The organism is Pedococcus sp. P3_C7 (assembly GCF_056402615.1).
The window spans coordinates 112,042-136,154 of record NZ_JBFUHC010000008.1 but is presented as its reverse complement, the minus strand read 5'-3'; the positions used below and the strand labels follow the sequence as shown (position 1 = coordinate 136,154).

22 protein-coding genes and 1 tRNA gene are annotated in these 24,113 nt (G+C 69.6%); 4 read left to right on the top strand and 19 right to left on the bottom strand.

What is annotated here, in order from left to right:
* Positions 1–250: 250 nt before the first annotated feature.
* On the top strand, positions 251–1,408 hold the full coding sequence (locus AC1DS4_RS12465; protein ID WP_477596969.1) for an ROK family protein: 1,158 nt from the start codon (positions 251–253) through the stop codon (positions 1,406–1,408).
* A gap of 115 nt (positions 1,409–1,523) precedes the next feature.
* Here the strand turns inward: AC1DS4_RS12465 and AC1DS4_RS12460 are convergent, their stop codons facing one another.
* From AC1DS4_RS12460 to AC1DS4_RS12450, 3 genes are all read right to left on the bottom strand, one after another.
* The gene (locus AC1DS4_RS12460) at positions 1,524–2,561 is read right to left on the bottom strand and encodes an aldo/keto reductase (RefSeq protein WP_477633379.1); all 1,038 of its coding nucleotides are present in this window, start codon (positions 2,559–2,561) and stop codon (positions 1,524–1,526) included.
* 120 nt (positions 2,562–2,681) lie between these two features.
* Positions 2,682–3,677: an IS481 family transposase gene (locus tag AC1DS4_RS12455; RefSeq protein ID WP_477633198.1), complete on the bottom strand. Its 996-nt coding sequence runs from the start codon at positions 3,675–3,677 to the stop codon at positions 2,682–2,684.
* Between the two features lie 113 nt (positions 3,678–3,790).
* Positions 3,791–4,351 carry an NADPH-dependent FMN reductase gene (locus AC1DS4_RS12450; protein ID WP_056924150.1) on the bottom strand — a complete coding sequence of 187 codons (561 nt, stop codon included), beginning with the start codon at positions 4,349–4,351 and terminating at the stop codon, positions 3,791–3,793.
* Positions 4,352–4,436: 85 nt separating this feature from the next.
* On the opposite strand from AC1DS4_RS12450, the gene AC1DS4_RS12445 reads away from it, so the two are divergent.
* On the top strand, positions 4,437–5,030 hold the full coding sequence (locus tag AC1DS4_RS12445) for a TetR/AcrR family transcriptional regulator (RefSeq protein ID WP_056924151.1): 594 nt from the start codon (positions 4,437–4,439) through the stop codon (positions 5,028–5,030).
* A 599-nt stretch (positions 5,031–5,629) separates the two neighbouring features.
* On the opposite strand, the gene AC1DS4_RS12440 is transcribed toward AC1DS4_RS12445, so the two are convergent.
* Positions 5,630–5,710, bottom strand: a tRNA-Tyr gene (locus AC1DS4_RS12440).
* A 101-nt stretch (positions 5,711–5,811) separates the two neighbouring features.
* On the opposite strand from AC1DS4_RS12440, the gene AC1DS4_RS12435 reads away from it, so the two are divergent.
* Positions 5,812–6,312: a YajQ family cyclic di-GMP-binding protein gene (locus tag AC1DS4_RS12435; RefSeq protein WP_477613910.1), complete on the top strand. Its 501-nt coding sequence runs from the start codon at positions 5,812–5,814 to the stop codon at positions 6,310–6,312.
* A gap of 98 nt (positions 6,313–6,410) precedes the next feature.
* On the opposite strand, the gene AC1DS4_RS12430 is transcribed toward AC1DS4_RS12435, so the two are convergent.
* The 3 genes from AC1DS4_RS12430 to pepN all read right to left on the bottom strand — a co-directional run bounded on the left by AC1DS4_RS12430 (position 6,411) and on the right by pepN (position 12,501).
* A complete protein-coding gene (locus AC1DS4_RS12430) occupies positions 6,411–7,373 on the bottom strand; it encodes a serine/threonine-protein kinase (RefSeq protein WP_477613663.1) in 963 nt (320 codons plus the stop codon).
* Between the two features lie 274 nt (positions 7,374–7,647).
* Positions 7,648–9,813 carry an MSCRAMM family protein gene (locus AC1DS4_RS12425; RefSeq protein ID WP_477633199.1) on the bottom strand — a complete coding sequence of 722 codons (2,166 nt, stop codon included), beginning with the start codon at positions 9,811–9,813 and terminating at the stop codon, positions 7,648–7,650.
* A gap of 216 nt (positions 9,814–10,029) precedes the next feature.
* Positions 10,030–12,501, bottom strand: a complete 2,472-nt coding sequence (gene pepN / locus AC1DS4_RS12420; protein ID WP_477633200.1) for an aminopeptidase N — start codon at positions 12,499–12,501, stop codon at positions 10,030–10,032.
* A 102-nt stretch (positions 12,502–12,603) separates the two neighbouring features.
* Here pepN and AC1DS4_RS12415 point away from each other — a divergent pair, with 102 nt between their 5' ends.
* Positions 12,604–13,476 (top strand): SGNH/GDSL hydrolase family protein, encoded by an 873-nt coding sequence (locus tag AC1DS4_RS12415; protein WP_477633201.1) that lies wholly within the window; start codon positions 12,604–12,606, stop codon positions 13,474–13,476.
* Between the two features lie 139 nt (positions 13,477–13,615).
* On the opposite strand, the gene AC1DS4_RS12410 is transcribed toward AC1DS4_RS12415, so the two are convergent.
* The 12 genes from AC1DS4_RS12410 to AC1DS4_RS12355 form a co-directional block, all read right to left on the bottom strand.
* Positions 13,616–13,819, bottom strand: coding sequence for a cold-shock protein (locus tag AC1DS4_RS12410; protein ID WP_056924211.1), 204 nt, complete (start codon positions 13,817–13,819; stop codon positions 13,616–13,618).
* Between the two features lie 241 nt (positions 13,820–14,060).
* Positions 14,061–14,948, bottom strand: coding sequence for a zinc metalloprotease HtpX (gene htpX / locus AC1DS4_RS12405; protein WP_477633202.1), 888 nt, complete (start codon positions 14,946–14,948; stop codon positions 14,061–14,063).
* Positions 14,949–15,065: 117 nt separating this feature from the next.
* Entirely contained in the window at positions 15,066–16,634 is a 1,569-nt protein-coding gene (locus tag AC1DS4_RS12400; RefSeq protein ID WP_477633203.1) for a proton-conducting transporter transmembrane domain-containing protein, read from the bottom strand.
* A complete protein-coding gene (locus tag AC1DS4_RS12395) occupies positions 16,631–18,106 on the bottom strand; it encodes a complex I subunit 4 family protein (protein WP_477636391.1) in 1,476 nt (491 codons plus the stop codon). The genes AC1DS4_RS12400 and AC1DS4_RS12395 overlap by 4 nt, the downstream gene beginning before the upstream one ends.
* A 43-nt stretch (positions 18,107–18,149) precedes the next feature.
* Positions 18,150–20,024 (bottom strand): NADH-quinone oxidoreductase subunit 5 family protein, encoded by a 1,875-nt coding sequence (locus AC1DS4_RS12390; protein WP_477633204.1) that lies wholly within the window; start codon positions 20,022–20,024, stop codon positions 18,150–18,152.
* Positions 20,021–20,365 (bottom strand): NADH-quinone oxidoreductase subunit NuoK, encoded by a 345-nt coding sequence (nuoK, locus tag AC1DS4_RS12385; RefSeq protein WP_477613671.1) that lies wholly within the window; start codon positions 20,363–20,365, stop codon positions 20,021–20,023. Before nuoK ends, AC1DS4_RS12390 begins: the two co-directional genes overlap by 4 nt.
* Positions 20,362–20,910 carry an NADH-quinone oxidoreductase subunit J family protein gene (locus AC1DS4_RS12380; RefSeq protein ID WP_477633205.1) on the bottom strand — a complete coding sequence of 183 codons (549 nt, stop codon included), beginning with the start codon at positions 20,908–20,910 and terminating at the stop codon, positions 20,362–20,364. Before AC1DS4_RS12380 ends, nuoK begins: the two co-directional genes overlap by 4 nt.
* Positions 20,907–21,614 carry a 4Fe-4S binding protein gene (locus tag AC1DS4_RS12375; RefSeq protein ID WP_477633206.1) on the bottom strand — a complete coding sequence of 236 codons (708 nt, stop codon included), beginning with the start codon at positions 21,612–21,614 and terminating at the stop codon, positions 20,907–20,909. The genes AC1DS4_RS12380 and AC1DS4_RS12375 overlap by 4 nt, the downstream gene beginning before the upstream one ends.
* Positions 21,611–22,570, bottom strand: coding sequence for an NADH-quinone oxidoreductase subunit NuoH (gene nuoH / locus AC1DS4_RS12370; protein WP_477633207.1), 960 nt, complete (start codon positions 22,568–22,570; stop codon positions 21,611–21,613). The genes AC1DS4_RS12375 and nuoH overlap by 4 nt, the downstream gene beginning before the upstream one ends.
* On the bottom strand, positions 22,567–23,124 hold the full coding sequence (locus AC1DS4_RS12365) for an NADH-quinone oxidoreductase subunit C (RefSeq protein ID WP_477633208.1): 558 nt from the start codon (positions 23,122–23,124) through the stop codon (positions 22,567–22,569). Before AC1DS4_RS12365 ends, nuoH begins: the two co-directional genes overlap by 4 nt.
* On the bottom strand, positions 23,121–23,717 hold the full coding sequence (locus AC1DS4_RS12360) for an NADH-quinone oxidoreductase subunit B (RefSeq protein WP_477633209.1): 597 nt from the start codon (positions 23,715–23,717) through the stop codon (positions 23,121–23,123). The genes AC1DS4_RS12365 and AC1DS4_RS12360 overlap by 4 nt, the downstream gene beginning before the upstream one ends.
* On the bottom strand, positions 23,717–24,073 hold the full coding sequence (locus AC1DS4_RS12355) for an NADH-quinone oxidoreductase subunit A (protein ID WP_477623873.1): 357 nt from the start codon (positions 24,071–24,073) through the stop codon (positions 23,717–23,719). The genes AC1DS4_RS12360 and AC1DS4_RS12355 overlap by 1 nt, the downstream gene beginning before the upstream one ends.
* Positions 24,074–24,113: the final 40 nt, after the last annotated feature.

Genomic DNA, 24,113 nt, shown 5'->3' with positions numbered 1-24,113 from the left:
ATCGGTGTAGGTGACCAACTCGCCATGTGACGCTGAACATATGTACCTCAGAGCCAAAAGTCAAGGTTTTATCCGCAAAGGATGTAACCCCGAGGGATGTAACCTTGGAATACGCCTGACCACACCCGGAGGACACGTGTCAAAACGGCCCGTCAGTACCGAGCCTGTCGCGTCGAGCGATACCCACCTCGAGCAAGTGCTTCGGCTGATCCGCGAGGGCACCGCGAGCACCCGACCCGACCTTGTCCGCGTGACTGGGCTCAGCCGGAAGATCGTCATCCAGCGGGTCGATCAGCTGATTGCGATGAACCTTGTCCGCGAGGGTCCGACGGTCGCCTCCACAGGAGGCCGTCCGCCTGGTCGGCTCGACTTCGTTGCCGACGCGGGTAGCGTGCTCGCGGTCTCGCTCGGCGCCACCGGCCTGGCGGCAGCGATCACCGACCTCTCCGGCAGTGTCCTTGTGGCGCGTCATCGCCGGTTGCCGTTGGGAGCGCGTCCGGACGTAGCACTGGCAGCGGCCGAGGCCGTCTTCACGCGGTTGCTTGAGGCCAGCACGGCCAGAGCCCGTGGACCCCTGCGGGGAATCGGTGTCGGCGTGCTAGGCCCGGTTGGGCCCGACGGCCTGACTATGGACACGACCCGCGACGGTGGATGGGGTGGCTTCTCGGTGGCCGACTGGTTCACAGCCAAGTACGACGTTCCCGTATGGGTCGACAACGAGGTCAACATGATGGCCGCAGGTGAGGCGCGCGAGCGGTCCACCCAGGAGTGTCGAAACATGCTTTATCTGAAGATGGGCACCGGAATCGGTGCGGGACTGATCAGCGACGGAGTCCTCTACCGGGGCGCCTCAGGCGTGGCCGGTGAAATCGGCCACATGACGATCTCCAACGATCGGTCTCTGGTCTGCTGGTGCGGCAACTTCGGATGCCTGGGCACGCTGGCAAGCGGGCGGGCGATAACCAAGTTCGGTGTCGCCGCGATGCGCAGAGGAGACAGTCCCTTCCTCGAGGGGATGCCGCCACGTCAGATCCGGGACGAACACATCGTCGCCGGCGCGCTGGCTGGTGACGAAGCGTGCGTGCAGATCATGGCCCGGGCCGGCGAAGCACTCGGCCTCGCTGTCGCCGGCGCAACGAACCTTTTCAACCCCGCCTTGATCGTCATCGGGGGCCGCGTAGGAGGCAAGGCAGGACACCTCCTGACAGAACCGGTCCGTCGATCTGTCGACAAGCGCTCATTTCCGCTCGCGACGGAGAGTCTGCAGATCGAGAGTTCACAGAACGCCAACATCGCTGGCGTCGCTGGTTGCGCCGACACGGTGATCCGCGGGCTACTTTCCGGCGAACAGCTCGAGGCGTGGCAGACGGCCGTTCATGATCCCTCCATGGAGCCGGCCGCTGGATAGTGCGTACCGCGCCTGAGCGAGTGCCTTGGCGTTTCGTCACCGGTCATCAATAGGTCGATGGGGGCATCCTCGGCTGGCGGCTCGAGGGTCGTTGGGGTCGCGACGGAATGCGTTCTCAGTGGGATGTGCCCGAGCCCGCTGGGGGCGTCTGCTCAGGTCCGTCGCCCGCACGATGATGGAAGGGTGCCGCCTCAGTGGTCAGTGCGGTCAGCGCGTCGAGCTGCGCTGGTTCGAGCTCGACTTCGGCTGCGGTGGCGTTGGCCTGCAGCTCTTCGATGGATTCCGCGCCGACGATCGCAGAGGCGACCGCCGGGCGGGACAGCAACCAAGCCAACGACACCTGGTACGGCCGCAGCTCCCAGTTGCGGCTGAGCCGGTCGACTTCGCGGCCGATAGCGATTTCGGCGGCGGTGAAGCCTGCTCCGGAAAAGCGTCGGTCGCCTGCCACCTCGCGGTCCAGAACTCCAAGGTCAGCTAGCAGCCCGCCATGCAGCGGAGCGTAGGGGACGAGGGACAGACCGAACTGCTCGCAGGCCGGTGCGAGTTCGCGTTCGGCTGCCCGGTCGATGAGGTTGTACTTCACCTGAGCGGCAACGGGCGCCTGATGACGCCGGTCGTCAGCGATCCACAGAGCTTGGATGATCTGCCAGGCGGGATGGTTGGACAAGCCGACATAGCGGATCTTGCCTTGCCTGATGAGATCGTCGTACGCCCCAAGGGTCTGCGCCAGCGGTGTGTCCGGATCGGGGTCGTGGGCGTAATACAGGTCGATGTAGTCCGTTTCCAGGCGACGCAGGCTGGTCTCGACCTGGCGGAAGATGTGGCGCCGCGACAGGCCTCGGTCGTTGATGTTCAGTCCGACGATGCCGTTGCACTTGGTAGCAATCACGATTTCGTCGCGGCGGCCGCGGAGGGCCTGGCCGAGGATCTGTTCGGCCGGTTCACGATCGGCGGCGGCTGGGGCGCCGGGCCGGTCGAAAACCGGCATGTTGCCGTACACGTCGGCGGTGTCGACGAAGTTGATGCCAACGTCGATCGCAGTGCGAACGAGCCGATCGGCGTCTTTCGCGGCGGGAGCCACCCCGAAAGTGGCACTTCCCAGACAGATCCGGGACACCTTCAAACCTGTCTTACCGAGGACGGAGTACTTCATCAGCATTTCCTTCTCTTATGCGGCGGGCAGGCCAGGCGGGAGTAGCCGCAACCTCAAGAGAAGCAGAATTGCCTAGGTGATGCGGTGCCGACGTCGAGTCTTGTGGCGACCATGCAGGGGCTAGGTGTGATGTCCAGGGACGTTGGTCAGTCTGGTGACCGGTGGCTTGCCTCCGAGTGCGGAGTGGGCTCGGTGGTGATTGTAGAAGTGCAGCCAGCCGGGTAGCGCGGCTCGGCGTTGGGTTTCGGTGTCGTAGAACCGGGCGTAGGCCCAGCCGTCGGCCAGGGTGCGGTGGAACCGCTCGATTTTCCCGTTGGTCTGGGGCCGGTAGGGCCGGGTGCGCTTGTGGGTCACCCCGAGTTCAGCACAGGCGTCGCGCCAGGCGAAGGATCGGTAGGCGGACCCGTTGTCCGAGAGCACCCGCTCGACGGTCACGCCGCGAGCGGCGAACCAGCCGGTGGCTCGTTGCAGGACGCCAATCGCGGTGGCTGCCTTCTCGTCGGAGCAGATCTCGACGTAGGCGACCCGGGAGTGGTCGTCGATGACGGTGTGCAGGTAGGCGGTGCCGATGTTGGGATGGCCCTTGTCGGTGCGGCCGGTGCGCAACGCGGTCGTGGCCTTGTTCCGTTTCCCTTGCTGGGGCCCGACGTAGCGCCAGCCACCGCCGTCGGGGATGTTGCCGAACTTGGTGACGTCGACGTGGATCAACGAGCCGGGATGGTCGTGCTCGTAGCGGCGCAACGGCTCTCCGGTGACCCGGTCGATGCGGGACAGCCGGTTGATCCGACACCGAACCAGCACCGCGTGCACCGTGGACGCGGGCATGCCAAGACGCCCGGCAATCTGAACCGGGCCGAGCCGGTGGCGCCAGCGCAGCCGCACGATCTGTCGGACGACCTGCGGCGGGGTCTTGGACGGCATCCGGCGTGGCCGTGAGCTGCGGTCGAGCATGCCCGCCGCGCCCTCGGTGCGGTAGCGCTGGGCCCACTTCCTGGCGGTACCCGCGGCGACCATGAACATCTTGGCCGCCGCCGAGTACGTCCAGCCCTGCTCGACAACCAGCCGGGCGAGCCGCAGACGGGCGCGTGGGGTCAGTTCAGCGTTAGCGTGGGACATGAAGGCCTCCTGGTCGTGAAGCGGTTTCTTAGACAGCTCCACTTCACAACCGGAGGCCTTCACCTGTCAGGTCGACTCACCGACGGGCGGGACAACCTCCCTGGACATCACAKCTAGGCGACGGCGCGGGCCCGAGGCTCGACCGCCACTAGCGCCTCCACTGCCGCGATCAGGCGGCTGACGACCTGCTCATCGCCCAGCACATCGACGTCCGTGGTGGTTTGCGAGAACTCGATGTGCTCCGGCACAACCGCACCCGCGATGGCTGCCGACCGACGAGCGTGGTCGTGCGCCCACCTACCGCCGTACTGGCTGGACGTCGTGCCTACCGCCGCGAACGGTTTGCCGGTGATTGCGCCGCGCCCGTAGGGCCGAGACAGCCAGTCGATTGCGTTGTTCAATACCGCTGGCATGGTGCCGTTGTACTCCGGCGTTACGGCCAACACCCCGTCGGCACCAGCCACCAGCTCCCGCAGCCGCTGGGCAGAAGGCGGGACGGACGCGGCGTCGAGGTCCTGGTTGTAGAACGGGATCTCGCCCAGCCCGTCAGCGATCACGACCTCGACGCCTTGCGGTGCGCGCTCGACGACCGCCTCGGCGACACGGCGATTGAACGAGTCTTTCCGCAGGCTTCCGACAAGCACAACAAGGCGGGTGGCGGCGCTAGTGGTCATGGTGGGCTCCTGAAGGCTGTGTGAGGGTTTGGCTTTACCTAAACGGACCGTGGTCCGCTTATATTCCCACCCCTACACTGCGGCCATGAGTGGCCACCCGCTCCCGCTGCTCGAGGGCCCCCGACCCGAGCGCTCTGACGCGGCACGCAACCGCGAGGCATTGCTCGCGGCCGCCCGCCGGATGGTCGAGGACAACGGCGTCGAGTCGGTGACCATGGATGCGCTTGCCCGGGAGGCGGGCGTCGGCAAGGGAACCGTCTTCCGTCGGTTCACCAGCAGGGCTGGCCTCATGGCGGCACTTCTCAACCATGGAGAGGCACAGTTTCAGGCCCTGGTGATGAGCGGTCCGCCGCCCCTGGGTCCCGGCGTTGAGCCCTGGGAGCGACTGGTCGCATTCGGCCGCACTCGCCTGGAGTACAACCTCCAGGCGGCCCGCCTCATTGAGGCGGCGGGGCAGCCTGGCCGCCGCTCCGTCGCCGCCAAATCGTTCACCACGCTTCACGTCATACATCTGTTGCGCGAGCTGGACGTGCGCGGAGACGTGCAGTTCCTCGCGAAGGCCCTTCTGGCACCCCTGGAGTCCGTGATCGTCGAGGAGGCCGTGCAGTTGGAAGGGTTCGCCGTGGACCGATTCGTCGCCGGCTGGCAGGACCTCGCCCGCCGCGTCATCGAGGGCTGAGAACATAACCGGCGATGCCACACCCAGCCAGCCTCTCTGGACGGCTGATGAGGGGCCAATGACGCCGGCAGGAGCGCGGGGAGTCCATGTGATCCTCCGTTGGCGAGCTATAGCACGTGAAGCCGCACGCACCTCCAAAAGAGGTCCCGACCTGCGCGTCCGCCCACTTCTGAGAATGAGTTGTCGGAGGGCTCGCGGCCGACCCCAGCCAGACGTCTACTCGTGGACGCGCTCGACTTTGACGAGGCGTTGGCACACGGATCCGTCCTCACTTCGCCGCTGCGGGTACTGCAGGACGCGGCGCGCGCCAAGCGCCTCATCGGCGCGGAATAGGGAGGGTGCGCAACTCCATCGCGATTACATACCCCCACCCCGCGTGTCCGCGCAGGTCACGCGGCGCGTGAGTCCGACTGTCACGGCCTCCGGACCCCACATTTCCCCGCCCATTCCCCGCGCGCCCAAACAGGCGCCGCGTTTCCGCAGGTCAGAGGCCTGGCGCTCCGGCCGCAAATCTTCTTGCTCCACATACCCCTCCCGGGTAACGACAGAGGGCATCTGATCCGCGTTTACGCAGGTCAGACGCCCTCTCGTGCACTGGGTGGCAGGTGAAGGATTCGAACCTTCGAAGCTTTCGCGATGGATTTACAGTCCACTCCCATTGGCCGCTCGGGCAACCTGCCGTGGTGCGCGTGGAAGGATAGCAAGGACACCCACGAATGCCGAAACCGGTAGCCACCCGACGCAGCGGCTGCCGCGTGACGCCCAGGAAGGACACGCCACCATGGCCGACAGCTCGTTCGACATCGTCAGCAAGATCGACCACCAGGAGGTCGCCAACGCCCTCAACAGCGCCTCGCGTGAGGTGGCGACCCGCTACGACTTCAAGAACGTCGGCGCCTCCATCGAGGCCAGCGGCGAGGACAAGGTGATCATCAAGGCGAACACCGAGGAGCGCGCCAACGCCGTGCTCGACGTCTTCCAGACCTGGCTGGTCAAGCGCAAGGTCTCGCTCAAGCACCTCGACGTCCCCGAGCGTGGCCCCCAGCTCTCCGGCAAGGAGTACCGACTCGAGCTCGGCCTGCAGGAAGGCATCTCCCAGGAGAACGCCAAGAAGGTCGGCAAGATCATCCGCGACGAGGGTCCCAAGTCGGTCAAGTCCCAGATCCAGGGCGACGAGCTGCGCGTCACCAGCAAGTCTCGCGACGACCTCCAGGCCGTGCAGGCACTGCTCAAGAGCAAGGACGACCTGGACTTCGCCATCCAGTTCACCAACTACCGCTGAGCCCGCGGCGGCTCACCCGCCACCCGGCAGAGGTATGCCGCCGCCCCGAGCCAGGGACGGCGGCATACCTGTCTGCTGTGGGCGCTTCTGTGCGGGACCTAGGCGCTGCCGGGCTCGGCCTGCAGGGCCATCGTCGGACCACCGAGGTCGGGGAACCGGATGACCGAGCCGTCGGTGTCGGGCGAGTCGTCCTCGGTCCAGCTGTCGAGGGCGCTGGCCAGACCCAGCGCCAGCCCGGCCATCTCGTGGTCGCCGATGCCGACCCGGGAGGCGACCTCACGAGCGTTCGCGGGACGCTCCGCGGGATTCTTCGCCAGGCAGTCCCTCACGAGTGACGCGAGGTCCTCGGGGACACCGTCGGGCAGCGGCGGGGGTGGTTCGTTGACGTGGCTGAGGGCCGTCGCCACCGGGGTCCCCCTGTCGAACGGCCTACTCCCCGAAAGCATCTCGTGCGCGACCACCCCAAGGGCATAGAGGTCGCTGGCCCCGGTCGCGGCCTCGCCCATTGCCTGCTCCGGGCTGAGGTAGTCCGGCGTGCCGAGCATCTCTCCAGCCCGGGTGTGACCCGCGGCGTCGAGGGCTCGCGCGATGCCGAAGTCCGTCAGCTTCACGAGTCCGTCGGGACGCACGAGGATGTTGGCCGGCTTCACGTCGCGGTGGATCACCCGGGCCTCGTGGGCCACGCCGAGGGCCAGGGCAGCCTGTCCGACCAGGGAGCGCACCTCTGCCGGGTCGAGGGGTGCGCGGCGCTTCAGGAGCAGGGACAGGGGCTCACCCTTGACGAGCTCCATGACGAGGAAGGCCAGGCCGTCGTCCTCGCCGTAGTCGAACAGGGTCGCGATGTTGGTGTGCAGCAAAGCCGCCGAGTGCACGGCCTCGTCACGGAACCGGAGGGCGAAGAGCTCCTCGTGCCCGGTGTCCGGTCGCATGACCTTCACGGCCACGGTGCGCTGCAGCACCGTGTCGGTGCCGGCCCAGACGTCCGCCATGCCACCGGACGCGATCCGTGCACCGAGCACGTAGCGACCGCCGAGCGTGTCACCCTCTTCGAGTCGGTTCATCCTGGCGTGTCCATTCATACCTCCGCAGACGGAGGTGAACGTCAACTGACATCGCAAAAGCCCTCGCCACCTCTGATGGTAGCCCCGAAACAGCCGCGGTGCGCCCTTGCGCCTCGGGCAATCAACCCTCTGACCTGCACCGACGCACCGGGATCCCTGATTCGTGCGGGATCTGCGCGACGGGATCCGTGCGGCCGGCCCACCGGCCCCCACGCAGAGGTATGCCGCCGTCCCCGAGCCGGGGACGGCGGCATACCTGTCGTGGGTGGTGACGTCAGGGGAGGTGGATCGTGATCTCCCGCTGCTCGCCGCGGCCGAGCGACACCGTGGTGGCGTCGGCCTCGGAGGTGGCCGAGTCGTACCAGACCGTCTCGCCCTGGCCTTCCTCGGAGTACCGGGTCAACGCCAAGGTGAAGTCGCCCGGAGGCAGGGACGTCGAGCTGAACGTGTTCCCGTTGTAGACGTCGAAGTCACCGATGTAGTCGCCCGACGTGGTGCGGATGATGCCCACCCAGTAGTCGGTCGTGGGCTGGCCGTCGGCCGTGACGACACTTCCGGTGATCTGGGCGCCGGGCTGCAGGACGGCGTCGTAGGACGACGTCCTCGTCGCCTTGACCCGCAGCGGGACTGCGTCCTCGCGGCGGTCGGCGTTGCCGGACCACAGGGGCGCGAGCCCACCCCACTGGCTGGGCTCCACGAAGACCGTGTGGTCGCCCGCAGGGACGCCGTAGATCGTGTAGCGGCCGTCAGCACCGGTCTGGGCGTACGTCGGTCCGTTCGGCCCTCCGGCCCGACCGCTGTAGCCCCCGTCGATGCTGACGTAGGCACCCTCGACCGGCTGCCCCTGGTAGTCGGTGATCCGACCCGAGATGCGCCCGCCCGGCTTGAGCTGGGTGTTGCGGACCTTCTTGACCTGGCCCGCGCCGACCGTGATGAGGTCGGCCGTTGCCTGCGAGGTCGCCTTGAAGGCCCACGTGTCGCTGTAGGTGCGTGGCTGGGTGTACACGCTCAGGACCACGGCGAAGTCACCCGCCGGCAAACCCTTGATGGTCCAGCGGCCGTCGGCGCCACTGCACACCGGGACGGAGAACTGGACGTACCTTCCCGCATGGCCGGAGTACGCGCCCGGGCAGGCGTCGCGGATCGGAGCGCCGGACTTGGCGTCGACGGCGAGGCCCGTCAGGACAGCGCCCTTCGCGAGCGAGGCGTTGACGGTGGCCGGGGCACCCCTGTCGACGGCAAAGGTCTGCGCGGAGCCGATGGCCTGGGTGTTGCCGCTGTACTCGCCCGCGTACCGCCCCTCGGGGTCGGAGACGGCGGCGATGTACTCGCCCGGCTCCGAGATGTCGATCGAGTACGTGCCATCGGGTCCGGTGCAGCCCTCGCCTGCCTGCATCGTGTTGTCCGGGTCCTGGGTCGGCGTGAGCACCGCGACACACGCGCCCTCCACGGGGCCACCCGTCGCGTCGCTGGTCACCGTGCCCTGGACCTTGGCTGCGGCGAGGAACTGGTCATCGACCCGCACGGAGTCGCCCGCGGCGACGGTGAAGCGCGCCGCGTCGTCGCGGGACGTCTTCCCGAAGGCGTACTGGTTCGCCGGCCACGCGTCGAAGTTGACGACGTACTCGCCGGGCCGCACCAGCGCGCTCCAGCCGCCGTCCTGGTCGGTCGAGGCGAACGCAGCGATGGTCCCGTCGTCGGTGGAGCTCGAGATGCCCACGCTCGCCCCCTCGGCGGGCCGCCCGTCCGCCCGGGTGAGCGTCCCCAGCAGGTGCCCGCCGGTGGCCAGGGCTGCATCCACGGTGGCTGGCGCGGTGATGAGGTCCGCGTCCGCATAGGACGTGGCGTCATTCGCCCACTCGCCCACGTGCACGTCGTCATACGCCTCGAACTCGACCTTGTAGCCCGCGCCAGCGACCAGGCCGCCCACCGCCCAGGTGCCGTCCTCCCCCGCGCACGTGGAGGCGACGTAGCCGTCGGCCTCGTCGGCCAGCGTCACACACGCCTGGAGCGGGGCACCGGTGTCCTCGGCGGAGATCGTCCCGGACAGGGTCGAGTCGCCGACCTCGCGGGAGTACTCGAGCGGGAAGTCGAGGTGGGTGGGAGCCTCGACGACCGCGGCGTCCTCGAACGTGCTCGCCCCGCCGCTCCACTGTCCCTTGTAGAGCGAGTCGAACGCGTAGGCCTCGACCTTGTAGCCAACCCCCGTCTCCACTCCCTCGGCGGTCCACTGACCGCTGTCGTCGGTGCAGCCCGAGGCGATGAAGGAGTAGCCGAGGTCGTAGACGCTCACGCACCCCTGCAGGTTCTCCCCCGTGGCTGCCGCGGTGATGGTCCCCGTGATGGTCGATGGTTCTGCTTGCGCGGGTGCGGCAAGGACCCCGGTGGCCAGCGCAGCCGCCAGCACGATCCCCCCGACCCGCCCGAGTGCTGCGCGCATGAGCCGCTTGCCTTCCGCCGGTCTGTGACTGCCAATCCGGCGGAACATAGCAGCGACCGAGATCATGGCGACGGGTTCTAGACCAACTTCTTACCTGCCCACCGCCCGGCCGGTCGGGGCCGGCGGCATACCTGCTCGTGGGTCGAGAGCGCACGACACGCTGGGCCGACGACGAGTCGGTCAGCGTGTCGTGCACTCCATGGCGCGCGGACGAGCTCAGCCGAAGGTGGCCCGCGAGCGCAGCGCCTCGCGGAGCTCGGACTCGGCGTCCACCACACTGCGCCGCACCCCGACGCTGAGGCCGCCGCCCGCCACCGCCGCAGCACTCAGCTCGGCCGTCGCCTCCTCCACGATCCGCGCGGGGTAGGCCAGCGTCGCGACCCGGGCGATCGCGTCCTCCCCCACCCACGCGGTCATGGCTGGGACCTCCGTGAAGTAGCGCTCGGCATAGGGCCGCACGAGGTCGAGGTCGTCGGCGAGCCAGAACCCCTGCGCCAGCGCGTTGAGCTCGTAGTTGGAGCGCGACCGGTTGGTCGTCAGCTCCTCCCAGGCCCAGGCCTTCGCCTCGGCCCACGGCATCGAGGCGCTGGCGAACAGCGCGTTGAGCCGGCCCTGGAGCGTGTCGTCGTCGGCGTGCCGGGCTTCGACGAAGGCGCGGTCGACCAGGCCACGGGAGGCGAGGTTGCGCACCGCGATCCAGCCGAAGTCCGAGTCCTCCTCCAGGCCCGCAGGTCGGTCCTTGCCCGCGGCCCAGGCGCGCAGGAGGGACTCGTCGGCCGAGGACCGCGCCACTGTCCGGGCCGCCACCAGGGCACGGGTGGAGCCCGCCTCGGCCGACCGCAGCAGCTGCCCGGCCGCCTCGGCAACCACCTGCTCGGCCCAGGCGTGCTCCTCGGGCGGCAGGAAGGTCGGGATGAAGCGGGCCGACAGCGCGAGCGACGTCCGGCTCAGCACCGAGTCGTTGTCCTCGGCCGGCCAGGCGTTGCCGAAGGTCCGGACGAGCACCCGTGGGTCGACGGTGCCGAGGCAGACCCCGTCGAGGAGGGCGATCCAGACGACGGCCCGGGCCTGGGTGTCGGGCACCGACGCCAGGGCGGTCGGCACGGCGGCAACCGAAGCCGGGTCGAGGGTCACCGTGGCCCACGTGAGGTCGGAGGCATTCGGCACGACCAGGTCGGCGGCCGGCACCTCGCGCAGCGCCTCGACACTGGTGCGGTCCTGCGTCACCGTCACCGGGACCCGGAACACCTCGGCGCCCTCGGTGAACCCTGCGACGTCCAGCGTGTGCGGTCGGTCCGCCGGAAACCGTGGTGGCACGTCCCTGTCGACGACCCCGGTCACCGGGTCGACCGAGATCACGTCGAGGCCGGCCGTGAGCAGCCAGGCCTTCGTCCAGGCGGTGAGCGACTGACCGGACGCCCGCTCCATGAAGCCCAGGAAGTCGGCGAGCGTCCCGTTGCCGAACGAGTGCTCGCGCAGGTAGGCCGACACCCCGGCGATGAAGGCGTCGTCACCGATGTGGGCGATCAGCTGGCGCAGCGTGGCTGCTCCCTTGGCGTACGAGATCCCGTCGAAGTCCTGCAGCGCCGCCTGGGTGTCCAACGCGGCAGACCCGGCGACGGGGTGCGTCGAGGGGGTGCGCTCCGCGGCATACCCCCACCCCTTGCGGGCCATCGTCGAGTCGATCCAGGCATCGGTGAACTCCGTGGCGTCCACGCAGGTGCGGTGCGACATGTACTCGGCGAACGACTCGTTGAGCCAGAGGTCGTCCCACCACCGCATGGTGACGAGGTCGCCGAACCACATGTGTGCCATCTCGTGCGTGATGGTGTTGGTGCGGGACAGCACCTCGTCGCGCGCGGCAGCCCCCCTGAAGATCATCGTGTCGCGGAACGTCACGCAGCCCGGGTTCTCCATGGCTCCGGCGTTGAACTCCGGCACGAACACCTGGTGGTACTCCCCGAAGGGATAGCGGATCCCGAACAACGAGTGGTAGTAGTCGAAGCTCGCCCTGGTCACCTCGAGCATCTGCGGCGCCTCTCGCTCCAAGTGCTCCTTGAGCGAGGCCCGCGCATGGACCCCGAGCGGTATGCCGTCGTGCTCGTCGCGCACGGAGGCGTAGGGACCGGCGCAGATCGTCACGAAATACGTTGCCAGTGGCTGGGTTTCGGCCAGCTCCCACCTCCCCGGCCCCACCCGCGTAGCCGCGCCGTTGCCCAGCACGATCCACTCCTCGGGGGCGCTGACCTTGACGACATAGGGCGCCTTCAGGTCGGGCTGGTCGAAGCAGGCAAACACCCGCGGACCGGCGTCGAGGAAGAGGTGACCGTAGACGTAGTGCTCCCCGTCGGCAGGGTCGACCGCACGGTGCAGCCCCTGACCGTCACGGCTGTAGGCCATCAGCGTCTCTACCTCGAGGACGTTCTCGGCCGCGAGACCCGCGAGCTCGATGCGCCCGTCCCGGAGGCCTTCACCATCGACGGGGGTGCGGTTGAGCGTCAGCGACCGCAGCTCCAAGGGATGGACGTCGAGGAAGGTGGAGCGCCCGGGGGTGTTGCAGGAGAACGAGATCCGAACTCGCGACCCGAAGCTTTGCTCACCGCGGTCGAGGTCTAGATCGACCTCCATCCGCGTCACGTCGATGAGGGCAGAACGCTCTCGGGCATCGGCCCGGGTGAGGGAAGGCATGGGACCGATTCAACCAGCCGCACTGCTTGCCGGTTTGCGCGGCGTCGCCAGGGTCCTACCCAAAAGTAACCTACCAACAGTAACAACAAAGGAGTTGTCTCGATGCGTCCTACCTTGAGCCGGGGACTGGCAGGGGCTGCCGCTCTTGCCACCGCTCTCACCGTCGTCGCCACCGCCACACCAGCGAGCGCGGCCACCTCCAGCATCACCGACCCACTGCACTACGTAGCTCTCGGGGACAGCTACTCCGCCGGGGCCGGCATCTTGCCCAAGGACCTCTCGGCGTCGCCGCTGTGCATCCGCACGACCAAGAACTATCCGCGCCTCATCGCGTCGGCGACGGGAGCATCCCTCAGGGACGTCACCTGCTCGGCTGCCGAGACCCGGCACTTCTACACCTCGCAGTACCTCGGCGTGCCGGCGCAGCTCAACGCCCTGAGGTCCGACACCGACCTGGTCACCCTCACCATCGGTGGCAACGACAGCCAGGTCTTCCTCGGCGCGATCGTGTCCTGCGGGACCAAGGGCATGTTGACCCTCGGCTTCGGCAGCCCGTGCAAGAACTGGTTCGGCAGCTACTACGACGACCTGATCGAGACCAGGACCCACCCGGCTGTGAAGAAGGCCCTGCGGGACATCCACGCCAAGTCCCCGAACGCCGAGGTCGCGATCCTGGGCTACCCCACGATCCTTCCGCCCACCCGGGGGTGCTTCGCCCAGATGCCGATCGCCTACGGCGACGTTCCCTACGTCTACAACATCCAGGCGCACGTGAACGCGGTGGTCAGGCGAGCCGCCGCCGAGACCGGCACCACCTTCGTCGACATGTCGGCGACCGGCCGCGACGCGTGCCAGCCGATCGGCACGCGGTGGGTCGAGCCGATCCTGTTCGGGACCAACACCGTGCCGGTGCACCCGAACGCCCTCGGCGAGGCGGCGATGGCCAAGCGCGCGATGGTGGCCCTCGGCCTCTGACCCTGCACAGACCAACACCGTTGGTATGCCGCGTGGCCGGCTCGGCCGCGCGGCATACCTCGCTGCGCTCTGGGGAGAACGCCGAAGCCCCCGGCCGAGATGGCCGGGGGCTTCGATCTTGTTCAGAGGGTGGGGCAGGTCAGATGACCGTGACCTTCTCCGCCTGGGGACCCTTCGGGCCCTGCGTGATGTCGAACTCCACGCGCTGCGCCTCGTCGAGCGAGCGGTAGCCGCCGGACTCGATCGCGCTGTAGTGCACGAAGACGTCGGCGCCGCCGCCGTCCTGCTCGATGAAGCCGAAGCCCTTCTCAGCGTTGAACCACTTCACTGTTCCCTGTGCCATGGGATAACTCTTTTCCTAATTGGCCGATGTGGCCGCGGATGCGGACCACCAGCTGCGACATCACCACGACACGGAATACACCGCTTACGGAAAAGGCCCGCGCTTGGCGGGCCCACTCACACGAGGAACTGCAACTGCTGACCATCGTAACGCCTATCGCGCCGACTTTCATTCCCAGCCCTCCGCGAGTCTCGGGAGGAGGTCGTCCAGACCCCGTTCCCGAGCACGCGGAGGGCCCGTCTCAGCGTTGGCGGAAGCCGTAGGCCTGGGCCTCGAGCCGGGCGATCCGCTCGGTCATCGGGGGGTGGGTCGAGAAGAAGCGCGACACGTCCTGGGGGCGGAACGGGTTGGCGATCATCATGTGGCTCGAGTTCTGGATGGCCGGGGTCGGCTGCAGCGGGGCTTTGGCCACCCCGGTCTCGAGCTTGCGCAGGGCGGACGCGAGCGCCAGTGGGTCGCCGGTGAGCTTGGCGCCGTCCTCGTCCGCGTCGTACTCGCGGGTGCGGCTGATCGCCATCTGGATCATCGCCGCGGCGAACGGCGCGAGCAGGGCCATGGCCAGCATGGCGATCGGGTTGGGACGGTCCTCGTCGTTGCCGCCACCGCCGAACATGCCTGCGAACATGAGCATCTGGGCCACCGACGTGATGACACCGGCGACTGCGGCAGCCACCGAGCCGGTGAGGATGTCGCGGTTGTACACGTGCATGAGCTCGTGTCCGAGGACCCCGCGCAGCTCACGCTCGTCGAGCAGCCCGAGGATGCCCTCGGTGCAGCACACGGCGGCGTTCTCGGGGTTGCGGCCGGTGGCGAAGGCGTTGGGCGCCGCGGTGGGGCTGATGTACAGCTTGGGCATCGGCTTGCCGGCGGCGGTGGAGAGCTCGCGCACGATCCGGTACATCACGGGCGCCTGGGCCTCACTGACCGGATAGGCGTGCATCGCCTTGATCGCGAGCTTGTCGGAGTTCCAGTAGCCGTAGGCGGTCATGCCGACGCCCAGGAGGGCGAACAGCCAGATGAAGGCCGGGCTGCCGGTGGAGCTGGCGATGACGCCGCCGATGGCCAGGAGGAGGGCGAAGATGCCGCCGAAGAGGGCTGCCGTCTTGAGCCCGTTGAAATGGTTGTGCATGCCTGCCTCAACGCTCCCTTCCGTGCTCGCGTTCCCGATCCAGCGCCGTCCGGCCGGCCAGCCGGCCCGTCATCCTGCCCGTCATCCTGCCCGTCAGTCAGCCCGTCATCCCGCCGCTCAGCCGAGCAGGCCGAACAGCAGCTGGGGCATCACGCTGGTGGCCACGAGCGCGAGTCCGGCGAGCACCAGGGCGGCGAGCGCGGGACGCGGGATGGTGCGGATGACCGGCCGTGCGGGACCCTCCTCGGGGTCGCGCAGCAGCACGGCGAACCAGCGCAGGTAGACCGCGACGCCGATCACCGCGTTGAGCACGGCCACCACGGCCAGCGCCCACTGTCCCGCCCCGACCACGGGGCGCAGGGCGACCACCTTGGCGATGAGGCCGACCACGCCCGGCGGGAGCCCGGCGAGAGAGAGCAGGGCCAGCCCCAGCGCCCCGCCCAGCAGCGGGTGGGCCCGCAACAAGCCGGTGTATGCCGTGAGCGTGCGTCCGAGGTCCGCGGCGCCACGAAGGCGGGGGGTCGACGTCACGACGTGCACCACGACGAAGGCGACGAGGGTGGCGATGACGTAGGCCAGCAGATAGCCACCTGACGCGGCCGTGGCCCTGCCGTTGAGGGCCGACAGTGGCAGCACCACCCACCCTGCCTGGGCGACCGTGGACCAGGCCAACAGCCGCACCGGGTCGTCCTGCACGAGGGCGAGGACGTTGCCGAGCGTCATGGACACCGCTGCGAGGAGGCCGATGCCCACGATGACGGGGGCTCCGGCCCCCACCAGGGCCTGGACGACGACGAGCAGGGCGGCCAGCGCCGCCACCTTGGAGGTGGCAGCGAGGAAGGCCGCGACCGGTTCGGTGGCGCCGGCATAGGCCTGCGGTGTCCAGACGTGGAAGGGCACGAGGCTGAGCTTGAAGCCCACCCCTGAGAGCAGCAGGAGGGCCGCGAGGAGCAGCACCACTCGCCGGTCCGGCTGGGACAGCGCATCGGCGGCGGCACCAGGGGCGAACACCGCCTCGCCGGTCGACACCAGCCACAGGGCAGCGCCGAGCACCACCATCGCGAACGACACCAGGGACGTGGTGAGCAGCGCGAGCGCGCCGCGGCCCGCGGGGGCGTCGCCCCGAAGGGCGACCAGGGCTATGGCGGGCAACGTGGCGAGCTCGAGGCAGACCAGCCAGGATCCGAGGTCGTGGGCCGCGGCCACCCCTGCGGCGCCCGCCGTGGCCGCCAGGACGAGGGACACGAGGACAGCCGGACCACCCCGCAGGTCCTCTCGAGGATCGGTGCCCGGCCAGCTCAGCAGCAGCACCACGAGCGCGGCCCCGAGGGCGCCGAGCTGCAGGGCACTGGCGAGGGGGCCGGCTTCGAAGAGGCAGGCACCGTCGGGCGCCGGCAGGCAGAGCGATCGGAGCGGGTCGTCGCCGGAACGCAGGGCGCCCGGGACGGCCAGGGCGAACCCGGCGGCGAGGGCGAACACGCCCATCGCGGCGTGCAACCGGACCAGGCGCGGGGCGATGACGTCCAGGACCAGCACGGCCACCGCACCGATGGCGGGGACGAGCACCGGCCCGAGGACTGCCCAGTCGAAGCTCACCAGGCCGGTCGTGGCCAGCACCGTCGCGGGGACCACCGTGGGCACCACCGTGGGCAGAGCCGCCGCCGTGTGCGCGATCGCGGCGATCATGGTGCGGCCCCGATGATCGTGGAGACCGCACCGCTGGTCATGGCCAACAGGGGTCCGGGTGCGATGCCGAGCAGCAACACCCCGAGGACGAGGACGGCGATGACGTCCCACTCGCTGTCGCGGCTGTCCTCGATGGGGGGCGTCGTGCGCTCCCCCGCCCAGACGGCGCGGGCCACCCGCAGCGCGTAGGCGGCAGCCAGGACGGTGCCGACGGCGGCGACGACGGCCAGGGTGCGGAACAGCCCTTCGGGACGGTCGGCGGCCGGGGACCACGCGGCATACACGCTGAGGAACTCGCCCCAGAAACCTGCCAGGCCAGGCAGGCCGAGGGATGCGGCGAGGCCCACGATGAGGGCGAACCCGAGCCGCGGGGTGACCTCGCGCAAGGCGGCCCGGGCGGTCTCGAGGTCGGCGTTGCCCCACCGCTCCTTGAGCCCGCCGACGACGACGAACAGCAGGGCCGAGATGACACCGTGGGCGACGTTGGCGAACAACGCCGCCTGGAGTCCGGTGCGCGTGCCGCTGGACAGGCCGAGGACGACGAAACCCATGTGCGCGACCGAGGAGTAGGCGATCAGCCGTTTGAGGTCGCGCTCGACGAGGCAGGCCAAGCCTCCCCAGATGATGCCGACGGCGCCGAGGACGGCCAGCACCGGCGCCACCCTCGCGAATCCGTCGGGGACCGAGGCGAGCGGCAGCCGCACCAGGCCGTAGGTGCCCATCTTCAGCAGCACCGCCGCCAGCAGGACCGACCCGGCCGTGGGAGCCGTGGTGTGTGCCGGTGGGAGCCAGGTGTGGACCGGGAAGACCGGCACCTTCACCGCGAGCCCCGCCACGAGCAGCGCCGCGACCAGGGTCTGGGTGCCGACGGGTATGCCGTGGCCGCCACCCTGGGCGATGACGTCGAGGTCGGACGTGCCCGCCTTGGCGACGAGCGCCAGGATCCCGACGAGCATCAGCGTCGAGCCGAACGCGGTGTAGAGGACGAACCGGCCACCGGCGTCGGCGCGGGCGTCAGCATCGTGGGGGTCGCCGAACCTGGTGATCAGCACCCACATAGGCACGAGGACCAGTTCGAAGGCGACGAAGAACAGGACCGCGTCGCGGGCGTAGAACGTCGCCAGGGCTCCGAACTCGACGAGGAGCAGGCAGGCGTGGAAGGCGGCGGTGGTCCCGCCCAGCGGAGGTCGGTCGAGGGTGTGCAGCACCACGCCCACCCCCAGGACAGCGGTGAGCAGCAGCAGCGGCGCGCTGATCCCGTCGACAGCGAGCTGCCAGCGCAGTCCGAGTGAGGGCACCCACGCGCGGTCGACCGTCGGACGCGCGATCACGGCCACGATGACGGCGGCCAGCGTGACCACGCTCGCGGCGCTGGCGAGCAGGTTGGCTGAGCGGTGGGAGACGGCGCGGCCACCGGTGAGCAGCCAGACCGCCACCGCCGCCGGGACCACGAGGCTCAACAGGATCACCACGGTCTCGCCTCCACCGCGGTCTTGCCTCCACCACGCCTTCCGGTCACCACAGCGCCACCCCCGCGAGGGCGACGGCGACGACACCGGCCACGACCCAGGCCAGCCCGGACGCCGCGCGTTCGGCCCGGTGGGCCCGCTGGCCACCCGCGCCACCGAACCGGGTTGCGGCTGCCGCGCCGCGCACGTAGGCGTCGACGACCTCGCGGTCGAGGAAGACGACGAGGTGCGCGAGGGCGACGACCGGTCGCGCCACGTAGTCGACGTAGAGGCGATCGACCCCGAAACCGTTGTCGAACGACGGGATCCGTGCCCCGACGATCCGCACAGCGGGATCCGCACCGTGGGCCAGTGAACGCACGGCCAGGCCGGCGCCGACGATCAGCAGGATGCTCAGCAGCGCCACCAGCCACCCGATGTGGCCGCCGAGGTCGATCAGCGGGGTGAAGGCGACCAGCCCGCCGGCAACGGTCAGGATGGCCAGGACCGTCACCGCCGCAGTCACGGGGAATCCGGCGGTGTCGGCCTCGTGACGTTCGATGTCCGCGGCGGCCAGGTCGTCGAGGACGATCCACGCGCGCATGCAGTAGGCAGCGGTGAGGACGACGGTCAGCAGGCCTGCGAGCAGGACGATCCAGGCCCGCGCCTGGCCGTCGGCCGCGCCCGCCTCGGCTGCGGCGAGCACGTGCTCCTTGGAGACGAAGCCGACGAGCGGAGGCACCCCGGCCAGCGCCAGCAGCCCGACGAACATTGCCGGCCTGATGAACAGGTGTCCTCGCAGGCCACCGCGCATCGTCGCGGCCGCGGTGCCGCCGACCGTCACGCTCAGCCACCCGATCGCGAGGAAGAGCAGCGCCTTGAAGAACGCGTGCGAGTAGAGGTGAAGCACTCCGGCGCCCGGTCCCTCGTCGACGGGGGCGACCGCCAGCGCCGAGAGCATGAGGGCGACCTGGCTGAGGGTCGAGTAGGCGAGCAGCCGCTTGAGGTCGCTCTGCCCGAACGCCAGCCCCGCGGCATACACCATCGTCACGGCGGTGCTCAGCGCGAGGACCCAGCGAGCACCGTCACTGGCCGCGAGGACGTCGAACAGCTGCGCGAGGACGAACGTGCCGGCCGCGACCATGGTCGCCGCGTGGATCAGGGCGGACGCGGGGGTCGGGCCCTCCATGGCGTCGGGGAGCCAGTCGTGGAACGGCACCATGCCGGACTTGCCGAGGATGCCGATCACGAGCAGCACCATCGCCGCCGTGCGCAGGGTTGCGTTGGGCGCCGCACATGCACCGGCGTCCGGGCAGTCCGTGGCGGCCCACGCCTGGAGCACCTGCGGGTATGCCGTGGAGCCGGCCCCCGCGGCGAGGATCACCACCCCGAGCACGAAGCCGACGTCGGCGAGGCGGGTGACGAGGAAGGCCTTGAGCGCGGCCCGCCGGGCGGACTCCTTGCGGCTCCAGTGCCCGATGAGCAGGTAGGAGCACCAGCCCATCACCTCCCAACCGACCAGGGTGAGCACGAGGTCGGCGGACTGCACGACGAGGAGCATGCCTGCTGTGAACAGCGAGACCGTGGCGGCGAAGATGCCGTAGCGGTCGTCCTCGCGCAGGTACCAGCCGGCGAAGGCCTGCACCGCCCAGCCGACTATCGCGACGACCAGGGCGATGAGGGCAGTCGCGGTAGTCGCCTGCAGCTGCAAGGGAATTCGCAGCTCGCCCGCGTCGAGGGCGGGGATGGTGCGGGCGATGGTCACCCTCGACGAGCCGTGCACGGCGACGACCTGGAGGAGGGCCGCGAGGACCGCGAGCAGGGAGGTGCCGACGGCGACGAAGCGGGCCGGCCGTGGGTCGGTGCGACGGGCCAGCAGGAGCCCGAGGAATGCGGCGACGGCAGGGATGAGGACGACGAGCCGGGCGGCAGCGGCGCTCATCGGGGAGCCTCGCTCACCGTGGGGTCGCTGACCGTGGCGTCGCTGAGGGTGGGGTCGCTCAGGTCGACGTCGCCCCGCAGCCGGTAGACCGCGAGGACCACCGCGAGCGCCACGACGACCTCCGCGGCAGCGATCGTGATGACGAACAGCGTGAGCACGTTGCCTGCGGCCCAGCGGTCAGCACCCGCGGCGGCGACCGACACGAGCAGCACGTTGGCCGCGTTGAGGATGAGCTCGACCCCGATCAGGACGAGCACGGCGTTCCGTCGCGCCAGCACGCCGTAGGCCCCGATGCCGGCGAGCACGGCGCAGAGCAGGTACGGCCCGGCGAGATGGATCATGCCGACTCCCTGGCCGCCTGGTCGGAGCCGAGCGGGTCAGCGGCGGGGTCGGGGCGGGTCATCCGCGACACCGCCATGGCCGCGATGAGGGCGACGAGGAGCAGCAGTGAGAGGACTTCGAAGGGCCAGACCCAGGTACCGAAAAGCTGTTCTGCGACCCGCGTGGTCGAGGTTTCGTGCCGTTCCACCGCGGGGCCCGCGATGGGGAGGAGGGCGGCGGCGAGCAGCGCCGTGACGCCGGCCCCCAGCACCGCCGCGAGCACCCGGTGCAGGCGGCTGGTGCTGATCTCGCTGTTGGGCCCGATCGGCGCGCGGGTGAGCATGAGGGCGAACAGCACGAGCACGACGATCGCGCCGACATAGACCAGGAGCTGCACCAGTGCCACCAGCTCCGCCCCCAGGACGAGGTAGCAGCCGGCCACGGCTCCGAGGCAGACCACCAGCCACAGGGCGGCATGGACGACGTGGCGCGTCGTCACGGCGAGCAGCCCGCTGGCCGCCGTGATCAGTCCGACCGCGGCGAAGGCCACGTCCAGAGCCGTCATTCCCCGGTCTCCGGCGCCGTCTCGGGGGCTGGCTCCGAACTTGGCTTCGGGGCCGGCTCCGGGCTTGGCTTCGCGGCTGACTCCGGCGCTGGCTCCGTGACGGGCTGCGTCTGCTCGGTCGGCCCGGTCGGCGTGACCCGCGTGGGAGCGGGACGCGCCGGCGCCGTGCGCACCAGCCGTCCGGGTCGGGTGGTGGCTCCGATCTCGGCCGGCTCGGCCGAGTGCTCGTCCAGGGCCGAGGGTGGGGGCACAGTGGGCATCCACTGGCCGAGGCGGTCCTTCTCGTGCAGCAGGTCCCGGATGTCCAGCTCGGCGTACTCGAACTCCGGACTCCAGTGCAGCGCGTCGAACGGGCAGACCTCGATGCAGATGCCGCAGTACATGCAGAGGCTGAAGTCGATCGCGAACCGGTCGAGGACGTTGCGCTGGCGCTCACGGCCACCAGGCGTGGTGGCGGGGATCGTCTCCTTGTGCGAGTCGATGTAGATGCACCAGTCGGGGCACTCGCGGGCGCAGAGCATGCAGGAGGTGCAGTTCTCCTCGAGCAGCGCGATGACCCCGCGGCTGCGCGGCGGCAGGTGCGGCTGCGCGTCGGGGTACTCGGCGGTGTGGGTCGGTCTCGACATGGTGCGAGCGGTGGTGGCCAACCCCTTGAGGATGCCGGGTATGCCGATGCCTCCCGGCTTCTTCTCCTGCTCGCTCATGCGGTGGTCACCACCCAGACACCGGTGAGGGCCAGCTGGGCCAGGGCGAGGGGCACGAGGACCAGCCACGCCAGTCGCTGCAGCTGGTCCTCACGAAGCCGGGGCCAGGCGACGCGGAGCCAGATGACGACAACGGCGATGCAGAACCCCTTGAGCAGAGTCCACAGCCACCCGAGCTGGTCGCTGAACAGCCCCTGCCAGCCACCGAGGTAGAGCACGGCGAAGAGGAGCGACATGACGACGATCCCCGCGTACTCGCTCAGCAGGAAGAACGCGAACCGCAGCCCGGTGTACTCGGTGTAGGCGCCGAAGACGATCTCGGAGTCGGCCACCGGCATGTCGAACGGCGGTCGCTGGAGCTCTGCGACGGCCGACACGAGGAACACGATGGCTCCGGGCAGCTGGAAGACCAGCCACCAGGGAGACCAGGCGGCAGCGATCCCGGAGAGGGACAGCGAGCCGGCCGCCAGGCAGACGCTGGCGACGGCGAGCACCATCGGCAGCTCGTAGGAGAGCAGCTGCGCCGCGGCACGCATCGCACCGAGCAGCGAGTACTTGTTGGCGCTGGCCCAGCCGGCCATGAGCGTGCCGAGGATGCCCACCGCGGTCACCGCCAGGACGAAGACGGCCGACGCGGGGAGGTCCGCGGCGACCAAGTCGGGGCTGAGCGGAATCGCAGCCAGCGCAACGAGATAGGGCACCAGCGCCACCGCGGGCGCGAACCGGAAGATCCTCTTGTCGGCAGCTGCAGGGGTGATGTCCTCCTTCTGCACGAACTTGACCCCGTCGGCCACCAGCTGCGCCCACCCGTGGAAGCCACCGGCATACATCGGGCCGAGGCGGCCCTGCATGTGCGCCATCACCTTGTGTTCGGTCTGGCCCACCAGGAGGGGCAGCACGAGGAAGGCAGCCAGCACCCCCACCGCCCGCAGGGTCACCTCGACGGCGTCGTTCATCGCGGCCCCCACTCGGGGTCCGGCACACCGGGCGCTGACACCCGGCGTCGCCCGGTCGGCCTGGCGTGCTCGGACTCGCCCGGCTCCTTGGCTCCGGGCCACGGCTTGGAGGCTCGAGCCGCGAGCACAAAGGACTTGCGCAGCGGCGTGCCCTCGAACCCGTCGGGGAGCAGCAGCGGGCGCAGCCCCAGACCGGTGCCGTCGTCGAACCCCTCGAAGTCGAGGCCGAACATCTCGTGCGTCTCGCGCTCGTGCCACGCGACCCCGCGGAACACTCCCGTCAGGCTCTCGAGGCTGGCACCGCTGGGGACGCGGGTGCGGAACAGCTTGCGCCGCAACGCCCTTGGCGTGGACCCGTCCATGAGGTGGCACACCACGTCGAGACCGGGTGCCGCCTCGTCGTCGCTCTGGTCGACGGCGGTGAGCCAGTCGAAGAAGGTGTAGCCAGCGTCGCGGGCCGCGGTGATCGTCGCCACCCAGTCGGCCGGGTCGACCTCGGCGCGCTCCAGGGCGGTGGGTTCGCTCACACCGGTCAGGTCGCTCGGGCTGCTCACGAGGCGTCCTTCGTCGGGGGCTGCACCAACGGTCGTTTGACCTCGCCTGCGGACGCGAGGCGGTGCCCGGCATACTTCGCGCGAATTCCCTTGGTGGACAACGTCTCGGCTGCGATCTTCTCCTGCAGCTTGAGAATGCCCTGGAGGAGAGCCTCGGGCCGGGGCGGGCAGCCAGGGACGTAGACGTCGACGGGGATGATGGTGTCGACGCCCTTGGTGACGGAGTAGGAGTCCCAGTAGGGACCGCCGGAGTTGGAGCAGGCTCCGAACGAGATGACGTACTTGGGTTCGGGCATCTGGTCGTAGAGCCGTCGCACGGCCGGAGCCATCTTGTCGGTCACGGTGCCCGACACGACCATCAGGTCGGCCTGTCGCGGGCCGGGGGCGAACGGGATCACCCCGAGCCGGATGAAGTCGTGCCGGGCCATCGAGGCGGCGATGAACTCGATCGCACAGCACGCGAGGCCGAAGTTGAAGACCCACAGCGAGTAGCGGCGGCCCCAGTTGAGGACCACGCGGATCGGCTGGGGTGCCAGGTCGGTCGCGGGACCGACCCGGGGCATCGGCAGGGGGACGGGCTGCGTCGTCGTCATCAGAGCCACCTCAGCAGACCGCGCCGCGCTGCGTGGACGAGTCCGACCAGCAGGACCCCGATGAACACCGCGATCTCGAGCAGCGACACCGCACCGAGGTTGCTGCGGACGACGAGGGCCCAGGGGAACAGGTAGACGGCGTCGACGGCGAAGATGACGTAGAGGAACGCGTAGACGAAGTAGCGCACCTGCGTCTGGGCCCAGTCCCGACCCACTGGATCGACTCCGGACTCGTAGGTCGTCAGCTTGGCCCGGGTCGGCGCCTTCGGAGCCAGCAGCGCCCGGGCGCCCATCGCGGCCACGAACAGCAGCAGGCCGACAGCGACCACCGCGGCGATGACGACGTAGGGCGACACGGTTGGCAGCCTAGTGGCCCACCTCCATGAGGGGGTGTTG